Origin of the sequence: Bacillus sp. FSL E2-8868, from assembly GCF_038005505.1 — a bacterium.
GTDB lineage: Bacteria > Bacillota > Bacilli > Bacillales > Bacillaceae_G > Bacillus_A > Bacillus_A mycoides.
Genome location: NZ_JBBOTI010000001.1, coordinates 604,494 through 618,774, shown reverse-complemented (window position 1 = coordinate 618,774; position 14,281 = coordinate 604,494). Strand labels below are relative to the sequence as shown.

Genomic DNA, 14,281 nt, shown 5'->3' with positions numbered 1-14,281 from the left:
TTACAAAATAATAAGTTCTTTTGGTGATTTCGTTATTACTTCATTGCCTTCACTTGTTACAATGATATCATCTTCAATACGTACCCCGCCAACACCTGGAATATAAATACCTGGTTCTACTGTTACAGCCATACCTGGTTCAAGTACTGTATCAGAACGGAACGCTAAACCTGGTGCTTCATGGATTTCAAGACCGATTCCATGACCAGTAGAGTGTCCGAAGTATTCACCATATCCTTTTTCCGTTATGTAATCACGCGTTAATGCATCAGCCTCACGACCCGTTAAACCAGCTTTAATACCGTTCACACCACGTAGTTGTGCTTCTAAAACGATATTATAAATTTCTTTTAATTTATCAGATGGTTCACCGACTGCAATCGTACGAGTAATATCAGAGCAATATCCTTTGTAATAAGCGCCGAAGTCTAATGTAACGAAATCTCCTTTTTCTATCACTTTTTCAGATGCCACGCCGTGCGGTAATGCCGAACGAAGACCTGAAGCAACGATAATATCAAACGAAGAAGATGTTGCTCCTTGTTTTCTCATGAAAAATTCAAGTTCATTTGACACTTCAATTTCAGATACTCCCGGGCGAATGAATGATAGAATATGCTCAAAGGCAGCATCTGCAATCTGTGCAGCTTCCTTTAATATCTTAATCTCTGAATCAGTCTTTATCAAGCGTAACTTTTCTACAAGCCCAGAAGTTGGGATGAATTCAGCTTCGATCGCTTCATTATGCGTTACGTAAGAGCTATATGTAAGAGTATCTTGCTCAAATCCTAGCTTTTGAATTCCAAGTTCTTTAACTTGTTTCGCAACTTCATCAAGAATTAATCCTGGATGCTGCACTATTTCGTATCCAACCGCTTGCTTACTAGCTTGCTCTACATAACGGAAATCTGTAATAAATAGAGCACGCTCTTTTGAAATTAGTACAACACCAGCTGTTCCTGTGAAATTCGCCATATATCTACGGCTATGTTCATTCGTTAATACGATACCGTCAATACCAGCCTCATCAAACGCACTTCTTAATCTCTCGATCTTTTCCATTACTTTATGCCTCCCTCAATTTCTCCATTAATGCAAATAACGCTAACTTATAGCCATAAAAACCAAATCCAACAATTTGTCCTGCACAAACAGCCGCCGTCACAGATTCGTGACGGAACGATTCACGCTGGTGAATGTTAGAAATATGTACTTCAATAACAGGAATCGAAATGCTCGCAATTGCATCTCGAATCGCATAGCTATAATGCGTAAATGCTCCAGGATTTAAAATGATCCCTTCATATATATCTTCAGCCTCATGAAGACGATCGATAATAGCACCTTCATGATTCGATTGGAAACATTCTAACTCCACTCCCATTTTCTCTGCTTCGTGTTTCATATCTGTTTCAAGCGTCGCTAACGTTCCTTTTCCGTATACATTTACTTCCCTAACGCCAAGGCGATTTAGGTTAGGACCATTTACGAGGAGTAACTTTTTCATTTTCTTAAAACTCCTTAATATTTAAAAATGTCTATACGACATTTTAACATAGGAATCACTTATTTGAATAGTTTGTCTTCTCGACCCCTTCTCCTCTATTTGTATTATTCGATTCGAATGCTACAGAATACGAAATAAAAACACCATATAATATAAAGATACATATTGTCGTTACAATTGTTTCTTTCGGTAAATGGAGTGCACTTTTAATAACAGGTGCCATTAGCCCCATCCCCAAAAATAATAATGCCCACCAAAACAAACCGTATAGTACGCCAGGGAATACTCCTTCAAACTTTTTAAAAAGGGCTTTATAGAGAAATGCCACTAAAATTGAAAGAAGTCCCATACAAACGATACCTAGTACATTTCCCCAAACCCCTTCTTTCCAATCTCCAAATGCAAACGGTAAAAGTAAATAGTTAGGTCCAGCTTCTGTAAATGAGAATATATGAAGGAAATACCATATACCTCCCCAAAATAAGCCACCAAATAAACCAATTTGTACAAAGTTTCTTATTGTTGATTGTTCTTGATTCACATTGACACCTCCGCTCACTAGTATGCCCGAAACTATTTTGAGGCATGTTTAAATCCTGCAAAATTTGTCTATAAAAAGAATAAGAAATGTCCGACTCTCGTAACATTTTCCCTTGTCATCTGCCTGTATTTGTCGATAAAATAAAGGAAACTCGGTGATTGTCTTATTTCAAGATGACAAAACCAAGTATGACAATTGCCTCTTTTTCTACATAAGAGAGAAACAAATACAGGTTGGTGTTAACATGGCAGAAGAGTCAAAACAAATATATGGCGGGCAGGCAGTCATAGAAGGAGTTATGTTTGGCGGTAGAGAATATACTGTTACAGCGGTTCGTCGTAAAGATAAATCGATTGAATTTTATCGTTTACCACGCGTTCGTAATAAAGCATTATCTCTACTAAAGAAAATTCCATTTTTACGAGGTATTGCCGCTATTGTGGATGCAAGTGCGAATGGAGCGAAACATTTAAACTTTGCTTCAGAACGATTTGATGTCCACCCAGAAGAAGATGAACAACTTGCAAATAAAAAAGAAGAACAATCAAAATTAACGATGGTATTAGGAGTTGCAGCAGTTGGCGTTTTATCGTTCATATTTGGTAAAGTAATTTTCACAGCAGTTCCTGCACTTTTAGCTGAATTAACGAGACCGATTTTCCCATCTCATACAGGGCAAATCATTGTCGAAAGTGTCATTAAGCTCATGCTATTATTGAGCTATATATACTTCATTTCTTTAACCCCACTTATTAAGCGGGTATTTCAGTACCACGGTGCGGAACATAAAGTAATCAATGCTTATGAGAATAATCTTCCACTGACTGTAGAAAATGTTCAAAAGCAAACTCGCCTCCATTATCGCTGTGGGAGTAGCTTTATTATATTTACAGTCATTATTGGAATGTTTGTCTATTTCCTCGTCCCTACAGATCCGCTTTGGGCAAGGGTAGTAAACCGAATTTTATTAATTCCAGTTGTTCTCGGTATTTCTTTTGAAGTATTACAATTTACCAATCGATTACGAGATGTCCCTGTTTTACGAGTACTTGGATATCCAGGATTATGGCTGCAACTATTAACAACGAAAGAACCAACAGATGATCAAGCGGAAGTTGCAATCGCATCGTTTGAAGAATTATTACGTTTAGAAAACAAACAATAATTATTTAAAAATGGTGTTCAACTCCTTTCCTCATCGTTAATATACTAATTTTAATATATGTTTTTAGGAGGTGTCCCTTATGAACGGTCGTTCGTTTACATTCGCTATATTTGTGCTTATTATCGGATTGGCAATATTCGGCCTTGTTTCATCTGTTATTACAAATCCAATGGAAGTATTGAAAAACATTGGTATCATGTTAGCTGTCGTCGGTATCTTTTACTTACTCTACAAAATGTTTACAAACTCTAGTGGTTCTGCAAATTCGCAAAGCTCATATAAGCGTGCAGCGAAACAATCGAACCGCAAACACGGGAAACAAAATGTAGCACCCCTAAGCAATTCTTTCTTGAAACGAAATGCTTCTGATGACAAGGGGAAAAAGGGTAATTCTCCATCGTTGAAAAGAAAAAGAAAACAATCTCATTTAACTGTCATTGAAGGTAAAAAAAACAAAAAGAAAGACCGTGCTTCCTTTTAGGAAATACGGTCTTTTTTTATCCCGGTTGGTGCGGGGCTAATAATCAGTGGAAGATGCGAAAAACCCTACTGATTAAAGTTTCACTTTATATGTTGAAGCACTTCTTTCAAACTTTTCTCTTTCATACTTTCGATACGAAGGTGATGGTTTTCAAATTGCAAATTTCTTGTCACATCATTAGGTACGACGACACACTTTAATCCTGCTGCCACCGCTGCTTTCAATCCATTCAATGAATCTTCAAATACAACAGCTTCTGATGGTTCAATTTCTAATTCTTCTATCGTAACTTTATAAAGAGCTGGATCTGGTTTTACCTTCTCTACATCTTCTCGCGTTTTAATCACTTCAAAATAATCTCTAATTTGTAGCTCTTCTAAAAAACGAACGACCCACTCCCTAGATGAACTAGAGGCTAATGCGATTTTCAATCCAAGTTCTTTCGCTTCTTCTAAATATTCTTTTACCCCGTCACGCGCTTTTGGTATTTTCATTTTCTCTTTATGTAAAGTTGTTACTTTTCCCTTTAATGCATGCTCGTTAAATTTTTCTTTTAATTGCTCTTTTAAATATGCATAAAGCACTTCATCTGTCGTTCCAATACATTTTGCAAATTCCCCTAAAGGTAACTCGCCGCCGTATTCACGAACAGCATCTCTGAAAGAGTGAAACCATATTGTTTCTGTGTCCACAATTAATCCATCAAAATCAAAAATAATTGCTTTCATTATTCTCCCGTCCTTTTCGATTGAAATAAAAAAGGAAACGCCACACGTTCCCCTTAATTACTTTTCTCTTCATTTGCTTTTTGAACACCACGAAGTGTTTTTACTCGAACTTCATCTTGTTCAAAGTATTGTACTAAATCACCGATACGGTCAATTGATTCCCAACTTAAATGATGTTCAATTCCTTCTACATCATTATAAATTTTGCTTTCATCCACACCGATAATGCGCATAAACTGTTCTAACAATTCATGACGATATACGAGACGTTCTCCGATTTTTTTACCTTTTGATGTTAATACAAGCCCTCTATATTTTTCATAAATTAGATATTCGTCTTTGTCTAATTTTTGTACCATTTTTGTTACAGAGGATGGATGTACACTAAGCGCTTCAGCAATATCAGATACACGGGCATAACCCTTTTCATCAATCAACAAATAAATTTGTTCAATATAATCTTCCATACTAGGGGTAGGCATCGGTTTCCTCCATCCAATTTCATTTTGCTTATTCCGTACGAAGCAATCAATAAAATGATACACCAGAAAGAATAACGTGACAAGGTGGAAACGAGCCTAAATATATAAAACAAAAAAAGAATCCAGATTCCCCTTATGTAAAATATTGAATTTCTGCATCGGGAAAATACTCATATATATAACCTCGTATTGTTTCTTCTAATACTTCCACATCATCCTTTTGATATACATATTTCCCAATACCGTATCGTCCCCATTTATATTTCCGCTTCTCTTCATCCATTTCAAGTTTCGTATTCGGATAACGTTCTTGAATGACTTTTTTGGCTGGTTTCGTAAAACGATGTTGAATTAATTCGAACGTTAAATTTGGTATCGTCATGTCTTTTAACGCATTGTACAATCGTTCAAACAATTCACGGTACCCTTCTTCCCACCCTTCATGCATATAAATTGGCGCAACAATAAAACCAAGAGGATAATTAGCCCCCGCTACTTTACGAGCAGCCTCAATTCGCTCTTCAAATGGCGATGTCCCTGGTTCAAAATTTTTAATAACATAACGTGAATTAATACTAAATCGAAAACGCGTTTTCCCATTATGCTTTGCATCTAATAAATGATCAACATGCGAATATTTGGTAACGAAGCGTAAACGTCCATGTTCACTTTCTCCGATAAACTCTATCGCCCGCTTTAATGCATGTGTCAAATGATCAATTCCAACGATGTCTGATGTACACGCCGCTTCAAATCTTGTTATTTCAGGGGCCCTTTCATCCATATATTGCTTTGCCTTCTCAAAGATTTCATCTAGATTCACATACACCCTTACGTAAGGTTTACTCCCAAGTGTCGTTTGCAAATAGCAATAATGACAATGTCCCATACACCCTGTTGCAAGCGGAATTGCATATTCAGCTGAAGGTTTTGATGTATCGAACTTTAACGTCTTCCTCACCCCAACGACAAGTGTTTCTTTTGCATTACGATACTTTTGCAATTCATTTTCCCCTGGAAAATTTCTAATTTGATTGTGTGATGTCGTTTCACGGATTTCTAATCCCATCTTCGTAAACTTCTCATAAAGCTCTTTTCCAAGCGGATATTCGAGTGCCCTCGGTTCAAAGTAAACGAGTTTTGGCATAAATGGTTTCATGTGCTTCCCTCCTCTCATTAGTATGGGAAGCACATGAAAATTAACACAGATTAAAGTTTTCCACTTCAGTAACTTGCGTTGCAAGTTACTGACTGTTATAATTTAGATAACAGCTACCTTGCAAGGCAAGTTACCTGGATAAAAGGTGGTGAAATCATGCACAGCCAAATGTTAAAAGGTGTACTAGAAGGTTGCATTCTATATATCATTTCACAAGAAGAAGTGTACGGATATGAACTAAGTACAAAATTAAATAAACACGGCTTTACATTCGTAAGTGAAGGAAGCATCTATCCTTTATTGTTACGCATGCAAAAAGAGAAACTTATTGAAGGTACATTAAAGACTTCCTCTCTTGGACCGAAGCGAAAATATTATCACGTAACTGATAAGGGATTAGAACAACTTGAAGAATTTAAAAAAAGTTGGGGAATGGTTTCAACGACGGTAAACAACTTATTACAAGGGGAGTGATGGGGATGAAAGCTCAAGATATGATAGAACTAAACAACAGAAAACGCAAACTTCTAACACCTGAAAACGAAGCTGCTTATGGCGATATGCTAGTATATCTCCGATTATCTAACGTACCCGAACAAAAATTAGAAGAACTTTTATTAGAAATATTAGATCATCTCATCGAAGCACAAGCAGAAAATAAAAATGCTTATGATATTTTCGGAAATGATTTACGATCTTACTGCGATGAACTTATATCAGCTTTACCAACCCAAACAAAGCTAGAACAAACTTCTTTAATCGGTTTTGTTATTAGCTTACTTCTTGCTATACAGTTTGGAATAGATGCACTTGTTTCGACTTTCATTTTAATCTTCGGGAAGAATATCGAACAATTAAGCCCAGCTTTTAGCATCCCTGGAACCACTTTGTTCGTTTCACTTATTATACTAGGTATACTTTTCATTTTATATTTATTAAAGCGCTATTCCTTTAATCAAAAGATGAATTGGAAAAGAAGGATTCTATTTGGATTCGCATTTGCTACTCCATTTTGTTCAGCTGTATTTTTAAATGTCTATTTTAAAAAACAACCTTATCTCATTTATCATCTAACCTTTTGGCAAAACGCCTTAATCGCTATCCTATTTTTTATTTTATATAAATTACTATACAAAAAATCAAATTTTTAACAGCCCTTCAAACGGCTGTTTTTCTTCTGTATAATTTTACAAATTGAAAAATTTCATAAAGAAAATAAGAAAAATGCAAAATAATTAAAGTTAATTGTTGACGTGATGCTTTTATTATCGGTATCATAAATCTTCGTGAGCAATTATTTTTCGTTATACGATTTTTTTATTATTACTGAATTTTTGAGAGGAGAAATTTGATGTCAGTTAAGAAGAAAACGCAAGTACGCACCGGCAAAATGGTACGTGAACTAATGTTAGCAGACGAAGATGTAAATGCTTCGCTAATTATGGTATACAGTGAAAACGGTGTAAACGCAGAAATTAAAATCGAGGGCTTAACGCCGAAATGTAACGAAGAATTATTTTTGAGCGGAAACGTGGATTGGAACAAGAGTGTTATTTATAAAATTGTTGATTTCACTGGGAACGCTGAGGTTGGTAAAGTTACATTAACAGCGATGAACAAAAATAATGTTTCTCTAGAAGTTGAACGCGTTATGTGGAGCAAAGAAAATAAAGAAGCTGCTGAGCAAGAAGAAACAGTTGTAGAAGCTACTCCGAAAAAAGAAGTAGTTGTAGAAGCTCCAAAAGCAGTTACACCTGCTCCAAAGCCTATTACACGAGTAGAAACACCTGCTGCATCTAAACCTACTCCGGTACCAACGCCGAAGTCAGTAAGTGTTGAAGCAGCTATAGAACTATCTACTCCAGTTACAAAGCAAGAGACAGCACCGGTTACTCCTATAAAACCGAAGCAACCTGCTTTGACTGAAACAAATACAAAACTACAAGAAAATTATGTTAAACTTGTGAAAAAGACAATTGAAGTTTGTCAAGATTACGAGCTTGGCATCGACATAGATGATTCTATTGAAGGATTAAAAAAAGAGCTACAAAGCCAAGGTATTAGCGTTACATTCGACAAAGAAATTATGGACGTTGTAAATCGCCTTCGTTCTTTACAAGATAAAGGAATCAAAGTAGAAAAAGTACTTAATTTACTATAAAAATAAGGAGATGGCGGTCGCCATCTCCTTATTTTTTATAATTCCATTCATTACTTTCATACTTCTCTTTTGCTAAAGTTTGAACTTCATGAAGCTGTTCTTCTGTTAGTTCATACGGCACAAGCTCTATATCTAAACCTTTTTCAAATCCAGTTTCAAACGCTTTAATTAACTGTTCAATCGTAAATGTGCGGTCTGTTAATTCATTAATCGCTACCGCTTTAGAAGAAAACATGTTTTTCATACGCTCTTTTACTCGCTCATTTGGGAATAAAAATAGGTCGTATAACTCATCTAAATCTATTTCTAACGGAATAGAACCGTGTTGTAAGATAACACCTTTTTGACGTGTTTGGGCACTACCCGCGATTTTTCTTCCTTCAACTACAATCTCATACCAAGATGGCGCATCAAAACATACTCCTGAACGCGGATTTTTTAAATTCTCACGATCCGCTTCTGTTTTCGGAACTGCATAATACGCTTCTAATCCTAATGCCTTAAAACCGTCCAATAAGCCTTGCGAAATAATTCGGTATGCTTCTGTAACTGTTTTTGGCATATTCGGATGATCTTCAGACACAATAACACTGTACGTTAATTCTTTGTCATGTAGTACACCCCTGCCGCCTGTTTGACGACGAACGAATCCATATTTTTTTTCGTTAACTACATCCATATTTATATCTTTTTCAACACGCTGGAAATACCCGACTGTTAATGTTGGTACTTCCCATTCGTAAAAACGAATTGTTGGTGGCATTTTCTTTTCACTTTGCCAATTTAATAAACATTCATCTAACGCCATATTAAATGCTGGTGAACATTGACCAGAGTTAATATAACACCATTTTTCTTTTCCCATCCTGCACCTCATATAACCAATTATTTTTCACATTCTCTAGTCTACCAAATTCGACAAAATTTGTGAAAGAATACGAAATTTCTTCTTATATACAAATGAATCTGTTGCATAAATACATATGGGCATTATAATATTGAAAGTAGGATAAGAAAAAAGGAGCGATAGAATCGTGTCAACAAACTTGATTATTATACTAGCCGCAATTGCAGCATTCATCGGCTACACTGTATGGATGTATTTCTATCAGAAAAAATTAATTAAAACACTTTCAGAAGAAGAATTTCGCGCTGGCTACCGTAAAGCACAGCTTATCGATATTCGCGAAGCAGATGAATTTAACGCGGGACATATTTTAGGTGCGCGTAACATTCCATTATCACAAATTCGCCTTCGCCACAAAGAACTTCGCCAAGATCAACCGGTTTATTTATATTGCCAAAGCGGATTCCGTACAGGTCGTGCAGCTCAATACTTAAAAAAACAAGGCTACACAGATTTCTACCAATTAAAAGGTGGATTTAAATCTTGGTCAGGTAAAATTAAAAAGAAATAACATACAAAAACTAGCTGCACGATACAGCTAGTTTTTTATTCCATATTGTTCGCAATGTACAGTAGATTTTGTTTAATCACATCTTCATCTTTCTCATCTACATTACGATATAATAGCTGATATTCAATCCCCTTCTCTTTCCATATAAGCGTAGCAAATTCGTCCCCTCGCTCGTAATCATCCTTATTTTTAAAATAAGCAGGTGCTCCATTATTCAATTTCATTTGTTCTTGAAATCGATTCTCTTCTACGAGGTATGGAAAACTGTAAGAAAAGTTGGCCACTATTAATTCTATATAATCGTGCCTTCCTTTCTCTTGTTGCTTATATTTAATCGTTAAGACAGCATTCTTCTTTCCCATCGTTCTTACCTCTCCCTGCACATCACTCGTAATGTCATAAGGTAAAAACGTTGGAACTTTAAACTTTGCCGGAAAATATTTTGGAAGTTCCTTTAGCGGAATCGGATCAGTAACACGGTCCTTAGCCCCTCCTGTTGTTCCTACAAATGTTTTTTCTTCTTGCATCGTTTGCTGAAATGAACATGAGCTAAGTATTACACTAGAAAACACGAAACAAATGATTCCTTTTTTCAATTTGTTTCCGCCCTTTCATACCGCTCTCTTAACGAGTGAAGCGTTTATACTCTCTACTATTCGCTTCGTTATCAAACGCCTCCTCCGAAAACTTTCCACGTTATTCTCACACATTCTGACAAAAATTCTTTGCAGACATACAAAAAAGACCCCACTATTCTTACGCCCAAATAAAAAGGTTACGCGAACAACAGAAGTCATGCTTATAACATAGATTGTGAAAAGCTTTTCAGGTCAAGATTTTTTTCATTCTTATTATTTTCCCCTTATAATTAAGGAAAGAGGTGATACATATGGCCAATATAAAACAAATTGCAAAAACTGCTGGTGTATCTATATCAACTGTTTCTCGTGTCCTTAATAATCATCCTTACGTAAAAGAAGAAAAGCGTAAGCGTGTTTTAGATGCAGTTGAAGAATTGAACTATGCAAAAAATATAAATGCTATCCATTTAATAAAGGGTAAAACATATACAATTGGCGTTATGCTACCTTTTATTAATCTTCCGTACTTTAGCACGATCATTGAAGGAATCGGAAACGAAGCGTTAGCAGCTGGATATCATATTAATTTATGCCAAACGAATTACGATAGTATTGAAGAAATTCGCGTTCTTGAAATGATGAAAATGAAGCAATTTGACGGGATGATTATTTGCTCTCGCACGAGTTCATGGGAACAAATTGAACCGTTCGCAAAATTTGCCCCTATTATTTCATGTGAAAAAATGAAACATCCCCTCATTTCATCTGTCTATGTAGATCATTACGAAGGATTCCGCCTTGGTACTTCCTATTTACTCAGTAAAGGTCATGAAAAAATCGGCATTTGTTTAGCAAGAAAAACAAGTGCTAATTCAATCGAGCGTGAAAAAGCTTTCGCCGATACTCTTCGTCAAGAAGGAAAAACAGTGCACCCTGATTGGGTTTTTCATCAATGTTATACGATGCAGGACGGGGCAAAAATACTTCATCGTATTTTAAACATGAAAAATCGTCCAACCGCTATTTTCACAGCGAACGATCAAGTAGCTGCTGGTTTATTAACAGAGGCAAAAAAACATGGCATTCGCATACCTGAAGACCTCGCTATACTGGGATTTGATAACCATGAAATTTCAAAAGCATTAGAAATTACAACTATTGAGCATCCCGGGCTCACAATGGGATCACGTGCTTTTTCTTTATTTCATAAACAGATACAAAACGAACACATTATTGGAAACTCAGAAGAACTTTCATTCCATTTAATTGAGCGAAAAACAGTCTAGAAAAGAGTGCCAACCATAGCACTCTTTTTTCAGTTCTTCACCTATTGACTTTATATTTTTTATCTCATATAATGAACCTAACGAACGGTAGGTAGGGGATGAAAATGACAGCAAACCGCATTAAAGCTGTAGCACTTTCTCATTTCGCGCGCTACGGCTACGAAGGAACTTCATTAGCAAATATTGCTCAAGAAGTTGGGATTAAAAAACCATCGATTTACGCACACTTTAAAGGAAAAGAAGAGCTATATTTTACATGCTTAGAATCCGCTCTTCAAAAAGATTTACAAAGCTTCACTGACGATATCGAAAATTTTTCAAAATCGTCTACTGAAGAATTGCTAGTAAATCTGTTAAAAGGTTATGCAAAGCGATTTGGTGAAAGTGAAGAATCAATGTTTTGGTTACGAACTTCTTATTTTCCGCCGGATGCATTTCGCGAACAAATTATTGATAAAGCGAATGTACACATTGAAAATGTCGGAAAACTTTTATTCCCTGTGTTTAAAAGAGCAAGCGAACAAGATGAACTGCATAACATTGAAGTAAAAGATGCTTTGGAGGCTTTTTTATGCTTACTTGACGGCCTTATGGTTGAACTACTATACGCAGGTTTAAATCGTTTTGAGACACGTTTAGAAGCTTCTTGGAAAGTATTTTGGCGCGGCCTTTCAAACTGACGGATTGCTCCTTTGCAATGCGTCGTTTTTAAGCCCTTTACCTAACGACTGGTAGGAAGGAGAAATGACATATGGCATGGATTTATGTAATCATAGCTGGTATTATTGAAATCTTTTGGGTTATTGGACTTAAAAAAGCGGAGGCACCACTTGAGTGGGCTGGTGTTGCTCTATTAATTACAATTAGTTTCGTCTTATTATTTAGAGCATATAAAGATTTACCTGTCGGCACTGTATACGCAGTCTTTACAGGAATTGGAGCTGGTGGAATCGTTCTTACAGAGATTTTCATCTTCGGAGAACCTTTCTCTATCGTAAAAGTATTATTAATCGGTTTAATCTTCTTCGGAGTAATTGGTTTAAAACGAGTAACAGAAGAAAAAGAAGCGAAGGAGGCCGCATAAAATGGCTTGGGTATTTTTAATTCTAGCTGGTATTTGTGAAATTGTTGGTGTACTCTTTATGAAAGTAGCCACTGAAAAGAAAGGCTGGGCACCAAAAGTTATTTTAATCGCTAACTTTGGCGTAAGCTTCTTCTTCTTATCTCTTGCAATGAACACATTACCGATGGGAACTGCTTACGCAATTTGGACTGGAATCGGAACTGCCGGAAGTGCACTTCTCGGTATTCTTATTTTCCGCGAGTCAGCGGATTGGCGTCGCCTTGCCTTCTTAAGCTGCATTCTGTGCGGCGCTGTTGGTTTAAAATTATTAGGCTAACGTGAGGTGAATGTCATGTGGAAAGAAAAAGGAAAACAAATCTTAGCATGGATTACACTCGGGATCGTCATTCTATTACAAATAAGTTTTCATATAATAGAATGGCTGTTTCATAAAGTATTATCCATTCTTACATTCCTTCCTAACATGGCACTTGAAATTGCATCTATCGCTTGGTCAATTATTGCCTCCATTACAATCGTGATTATATGGAGTATCGCCAAGCTATGGAACAAGTTATTTAAAAAGGACAGTTCTTCTGAAAAGAAGTAACTGTCCTTTTTTATCCCGCATTAACGGGCAGTAAGACCCCCACTGATTAAAGTTTCACTTTATATTCATTCTGATTTTCTATAGAAATTTGATGCGATCAGACAAAGCAGACCAGCTATGACAATACTTATACCAATCCCTTTATGCAAATTAGGAAATGGCGGTGGTATATCCGAGTAAAAATTTGCTATTATGAGACCAATTGAAAATAAAAGTACCCCAATTCTATATAACCACTTTCTTTTGTTCATCATTCTCCCTCCTAAAATTTTTCATATCCTTCTTTCTTTTGGACATACTACCTAAAAAAGGAGTGGGTTATATGCAAAATTCTATACATAAGCAGATCCTATTTTTATTTTTCCTCTTTCTCATTCTCGTTATCGTTTTCAGCTTTATATTACATACTCCAAAAGATGTTGTACCAAACAGCCTCTCTGTTTATAAACTCTTACTTTCATATTGTCGTTATTGAATAAGGTGCCTTATATAAGGCACCTTTTAAAATTCTCTCTTCTCATACAATTTCACTGAAACGTAGATAGATACTATGAACATGCAAATTGAACTAACGAATAACACGCTGTTATATAGTTGAATTTGTTCCATGCTGATTTCAAAGAACATAGTACCAATTGCTGTCGGTGCTATTAGTATAAAAATCGTAATAAAAATAGCTTTTTTATATGCTAACCAAAACGATATTGGTAAAACAAAACTTAAATACACTAAAATAAAGCTAATACTAGCAACCATTGTCGTTTCAATAAATTCAAATAGGTTAACCCCATTCTTCATTCCCATCGTGAAACAACCGACCGTTACGCTTATAAAAAGAATAATAATTGCTACTATATATTTCGCAAATACAATTTGTTTTCTCAATATTGGTAAACTATTTACTATAACTTCACTCTCATTTTTACTATCTACTTCAAATGTTTTTACTGTTGCCCCAATTGTAATAATTACTGACATAATTATGAATAGATTTTCCGTATCTGTTAAAGCCATATAAAAGAGAATAGGATAGAGTATGTACCAAATTAAAAATTTCCATTGAATGATGAAATCTTTTAAAATTAATTGCTTGATCATG

At 35.8% G+C, this 14,281-nt stretch carries 21 protein-coding genes; 11 read left to right on the top strand and 10 right to left on the bottom strand.

The genetic code is table 11. The features are described 5' to 3' along the window. Genes pepQ through NSS74_RS03355 form a run of 3 tightly spaced genes read right to left on the bottom strand, consistent with a single transcriptional unit; the run spans position 1 to position 2,048 of the window. Positions 1-1,062 (bottom strand): Xaa-Pro dipeptidase, encoded by a 1,062-nt coding sequence (pepQ, locus tag NSS74_RS03365; RefSeq protein WP_002033991.1) that lies wholly within the window; start codon positions 1,060-1,062, stop codon positions 1-3. 4 nt (positions 1,063-1,066) lie between these two features. Continuing rightward, positions 1,067-1,507 (bottom strand): type II 3-dehydroquinate dehydratase, encoded by a 441-nt coding sequence (gene aroQ, locus NSS74_RS03360; RefSeq protein ID WP_002015049.1) that lies wholly within the window; start codon positions 1,505-1,507, stop codon positions 1,067-1,069. Positions 1,508-1,562: 55 nt separating this feature from the next. Continuing rightward, entirely contained in the window at positions 1,563-2,048 is a 486-nt protein-coding gene (locus NSS74_RS03355) for a YqhR family membrane protein (RefSeq protein ID WP_002015048.1), read from the bottom strand. Positions 2,049-2,292: 244 nt separating this feature from the next. Between NSS74_RS03355 and NSS74_RS03350 the strand changes: the two genes are divergently transcribed. After that, positions 2,293-3,213: a DUF1385 domain-containing protein gene (locus NSS74_RS03350; RefSeq protein WP_002015047.1), complete on the top strand. Its 921-nt coding sequence runs from the start codon at positions 2,293-2,295 to the stop codon at positions 3,211-3,213. Between the two features lie 79 nt (positions 3,214-3,292). Further along, on the top strand, positions 3,293-3,694 hold the full coding sequence (locus NSS74_RS03345; RefSeq protein ID WP_002015046.1) for an SA1362 family protein: 402 nt from the start codon (positions 3,293-3,295) through the stop codon (positions 3,692-3,694). 80 nt (positions 3,695-3,774) lie between these two features. Here NSS74_RS03345 and NSS74_RS03340 read toward each other — a convergent pair whose 3' ends face one another. The 3 genes from NSS74_RS03340 to splB form a co-directional block, all read right to left on the bottom strand. Continuing rightward, on the bottom strand, positions 3,775-4,422 hold the full coding sequence (locus NSS74_RS03340; RefSeq protein ID WP_002033993.1) for an HAD family hydrolase: 648 nt from the start codon (positions 4,420-4,422) through the stop codon (positions 3,775-3,777). Between the two features lie 53 nt (positions 4,423-4,475). Beyond that, positions 4,476-4,904 carry a transcriptional regulator MntR gene (gene mntR / locus NSS74_RS03335; RefSeq protein WP_002143106.1) on the bottom strand — a complete coding sequence of 143 codons (429 nt, stop codon included), beginning with the start codon at positions 4,902-4,904 and terminating at the stop codon, positions 4,476-4,478. Positions 4,905-5,037: 133 nt separating this feature from the next. Further along, positions 5,038-6,063, bottom strand: a complete 1,026-nt coding sequence (splB, locus tag NSS74_RS03330) for a spore photoproduct lyase (RefSeq protein ID WP_340813196.1) — start codon at positions 6,061-6,063, stop codon at positions 5,038-5,040. Between the two features lie 156 nt (positions 6,064-6,219). On the opposite strand from splB, the gene NSS74_RS03325 reads away from it, so the two are divergent. The 3 genes from NSS74_RS03325 (at position 6,220) to NSS74_RS03315 (ending at position 8,224) form a co-directional block, all read left to right on the top strand. Then, the gene (locus tag NSS74_RS03325) at positions 6,220-6,537 is read left to right on the top strand and encodes a PadR family transcriptional regulator (protein ID WP_002143107.1); all 318 of its coding nucleotides are present in this window, start codon (positions 6,220-6,222) and stop codon (positions 6,535-6,537) included. Between the two features lie 5 nt (positions 6,538-6,542). After that, positions 6,543-7,214, top strand: coding sequence for a DUF1129 family protein (locus NSS74_RS03320; RefSeq protein WP_340813194.1), 672 nt, complete (start codon positions 6,543-6,545; stop codon positions 7,212-7,214). Between the two features lie 200 nt (positions 7,215-7,414). Continuing rightward, the gene (locus NSS74_RS03315) at positions 7,415-8,224 is read left to right on the top strand and encodes a hypothetical protein (RefSeq protein WP_002143114.1); all 810 of its coding nucleotides are present in this window, start codon (positions 7,415-7,417) and stop codon (positions 8,222-8,224) included. Between the two features lie 28 nt (positions 8,225-8,252). Here NSS74_RS03315 and NSS74_RS03310 read toward each other — a convergent pair whose 3' ends face one another. After that, positions 8,253-9,089 (bottom strand): lipoate--protein ligase family protein, encoded by an 837-nt coding sequence (locus tag NSS74_RS03310; protein ID WP_002033999.1) that lies wholly within the window; start codon positions 9,087-9,089, stop codon positions 8,253-8,255. Between the two features lie 169 nt (positions 9,090-9,258). Between NSS74_RS03310 and NSS74_RS03305 the strand changes: the two genes are divergently transcribed. After that, positions 9,259-9,642 (top strand): rhodanese-like domain-containing protein, encoded by a 384-nt coding sequence (locus tag NSS74_RS03305; RefSeq protein WP_002034000.1) that lies wholly within the window; start codon positions 9,259-9,261, stop codon positions 9,640-9,642. Positions 9,643-9,677: 35 nt separating this feature from the next. Here the strand turns inward: NSS74_RS03305 and NSS74_RS03300 are convergent, their stop codons facing one another. Beyond that, entirely contained in the window at positions 9,678-10,214 is a 537-nt protein-coding gene (locus NSS74_RS03300; protein ID WP_002143115.1) for a hypothetical protein, read from the bottom strand. Between the two features lie 317 nt (positions 10,215-10,531). Here NSS74_RS03300 and NSS74_RS03295 point away from each other — a divergent pair, with 317 nt between their 5' ends. The 5 genes from NSS74_RS03295 to NSS74_RS03275 all read left to right on the top strand — a co-directional run bounded on the left by NSS74_RS03295 (position 10,532) and on the right by NSS74_RS03275 (position 13,182). Next, positions 10,532-11,509: a LacI family DNA-binding transcriptional regulator gene (locus tag NSS74_RS03295; RefSeq protein WP_002143116.1), complete on the top strand. Its 978-nt coding sequence runs from the start codon at positions 10,532-10,534 to the stop codon at positions 11,507-11,509. Positions 11,510-11,607: 98 nt separating this feature from the next. Beyond that, positions 11,608-12,189, top strand: a complete 582-nt coding sequence (locus NSS74_RS03290; RefSeq protein WP_002034003.1) for a TetR/AcrR family transcriptional regulator — start codon at positions 11,608-11,610, stop codon at positions 12,187-12,189. 71 nt (positions 12,190-12,260) lie between these two features. Next, the gene (locus tag NSS74_RS03285; protein WP_000312339.1) at positions 12,261-12,593 is read left to right on the top strand and encodes a DMT family transporter; all 333 of its coding nucleotides are present in this window, start codon (positions 12,261-12,263) and stop codon (positions 12,591-12,593) included. Position 12,594: 1 nt separating this feature from the next. Further along, complete coding sequence (locus NSS74_RS03280; RefSeq protein WP_002015033.1) at positions 12,595-12,909, top strand: DMT family transporter; 315 nt, start codon at positions 12,595-12,597, stop codon at positions 12,907-12,909. 15 nt (positions 12,910-12,924) lie between these two features. Next, positions 12,925-13,182 (top strand): DUF3975 family protein, encoded by a 258-nt coding sequence (locus NSS74_RS03275; RefSeq protein ID WP_002143117.1) that lies wholly within the window; start codon positions 12,925-12,927, stop codon positions 13,180-13,182. A 65-nt stretch (positions 13,183-13,247) separates the two neighbouring features. Here NSS74_RS03275 and NSS74_RS03270 read toward each other — a convergent pair whose 3' ends face one another. Together NSS74_RS03270 and NSS74_RS03265 are read right to left on the bottom strand one after the other, a co-directional pair. Continuing rightward, positions 13,248-13,433, bottom strand: coding sequence for a hypothetical protein (locus tag NSS74_RS03270; protein ID WP_002143118.1), 186 nt, complete (start codon positions 13,431-13,433; stop codon positions 13,248-13,250). Between the two features lie 250 nt (positions 13,434-13,683). Beyond that, the gene (locus NSS74_RS03265; RefSeq protein ID WP_002143119.1) at positions 13,684-14,280 is read right to left on the bottom strand and encodes an ABC-2 transporter permease; all 597 of its coding nucleotides are present in this window, start codon (positions 14,278-14,280) and stop codon (positions 13,684-13,686) included. Position 14,281 lies beyond the last annotated feature (1 nt).

What these genes read in the sequence shown, in the direction of transcription:
- NSS74_RS03270 (WP_002143118.1), bottom strand. Translation starts at nt 13,433, where the DNA reads ATGAACAAAAGAAAGTGGTTATATAGAATTGGGGTACTTTTATTTTCA.
- NSS74_RS03320 (WP_340813194.1), top strand. Translation starts at nt 6,543, where the DNA reads ATGAAAGCTCAAGATATGATAGAACTAAACAACAGAAAACGCAAACTT.
- NSS74_RS03265 (WP_002143119.1), bottom strand. Translation starts at nt 14,280, where the DNA reads ATGATCAAGCAATTAATTTTAAAAGATTTCATCATTCAATGGAAATTT.
- NSS74_RS03315 (WP_002143114.1), top strand. Translation starts at nt 7,415, where the DNA reads ATGTCAGTTAAGAAGAAAACGCAAGTACGCACCGGCAAAATGGTACGT.
- NSS74_RS03295 (WP_002143116.1), top strand. Translation starts at nt 10,532, where the DNA reads ATGGCCAATATAAAACAAATTGCAAAAACTGCTGGTGTATCTATATCA.
- NSS74_RS03280 (WP_002015033.1), top strand. Translation starts at nt 12,595, where the DNA reads ATGGCTTGGGTATTTTTAATTCTAGCTGGTATTTGTGAAATTGTTGGT.
- splB (WP_340813196.1), bottom strand. Translation starts at nt 6,063, where the DNA reads ATGAAACCATTTATGCCAAAACTCGTTTACTTTGAACCGAGGGCACTC.
- NSS74_RS03285 (WP_000312339.1), top strand. Translation starts at nt 12,261, where the DNA reads ATGGCATGGATTTATGTAATCATAGCTGGTATTATTGAAATCTTTTGG.
- pepQ (WP_002033991.1), bottom strand. Translation starts at nt 1,062, where the DNA reads ATGGAAAAGATCGAGAGATTAAGAAGTGCGTTTGATGAGGCTGGTATT.
- aroQ (WP_002015049.1), bottom strand. Translation starts at nt 1,507, where the DNA reads ATGAAAAAGTTACTCCTCGTAAATGGTCCTAACCTAAATCGCCTTGGC.
- NSS74_RS03350 (WP_002015047.1), top strand. Translation starts at nt 2,293, where the DNA reads ATGGCAGAAGAGTCAAAACAAATATATGGCGGGCAGGCAGTCATAGAA.
- NSS74_RS03275 (WP_002143117.1), top strand. Translation starts at nt 12,925, where the DNA reads ATGTGGAAAGAAAAAGGAAAACAAATCTTAGCATGGATTACACTCGGG.
- NSS74_RS03290 (WP_002034003.1), top strand. Translation starts at nt 11,608, where the DNA reads ATGAAAATGACAGCAAACCGCATTAAAGCTGTAGCACTTTCTCATTTC.
- NSS74_RS03345 (WP_002015046.1), top strand. Translation starts at nt 3,293, where the DNA reads ATGAACGGTCGTTCGTTTACATTCGCTATATTTGTGCTTATTATCGGA.
- NSS74_RS03340 (WP_002033993.1), bottom strand. Translation starts at nt 4,422, where the DNA reads ATGAAAGCAATTATTTTTGATTTTGATGGATTAATTGTGGACACAGAA.
- NSS74_RS03310 (WP_002033999.1), bottom strand. Translation starts at nt 9,089, where the DNA reads ATGGGAAAAGAAAAATGGTGTTATATTAACTCTGGTCAATGTTCACCA.
- NSS74_RS03325 (WP_002143107.1), top strand. Translation starts at nt 6,220, where the DNA reads ATGCACAGCCAAATGTTAAAAGGTGTACTAGAAGGTTGCATTCTATAT.
- mntR (WP_002143106.1), bottom strand. Translation starts at nt 4,904, where the DNA reads ATGCCTACCCCTAGTATGGAAGATTATATTGAACAAATTTATTTGTTG.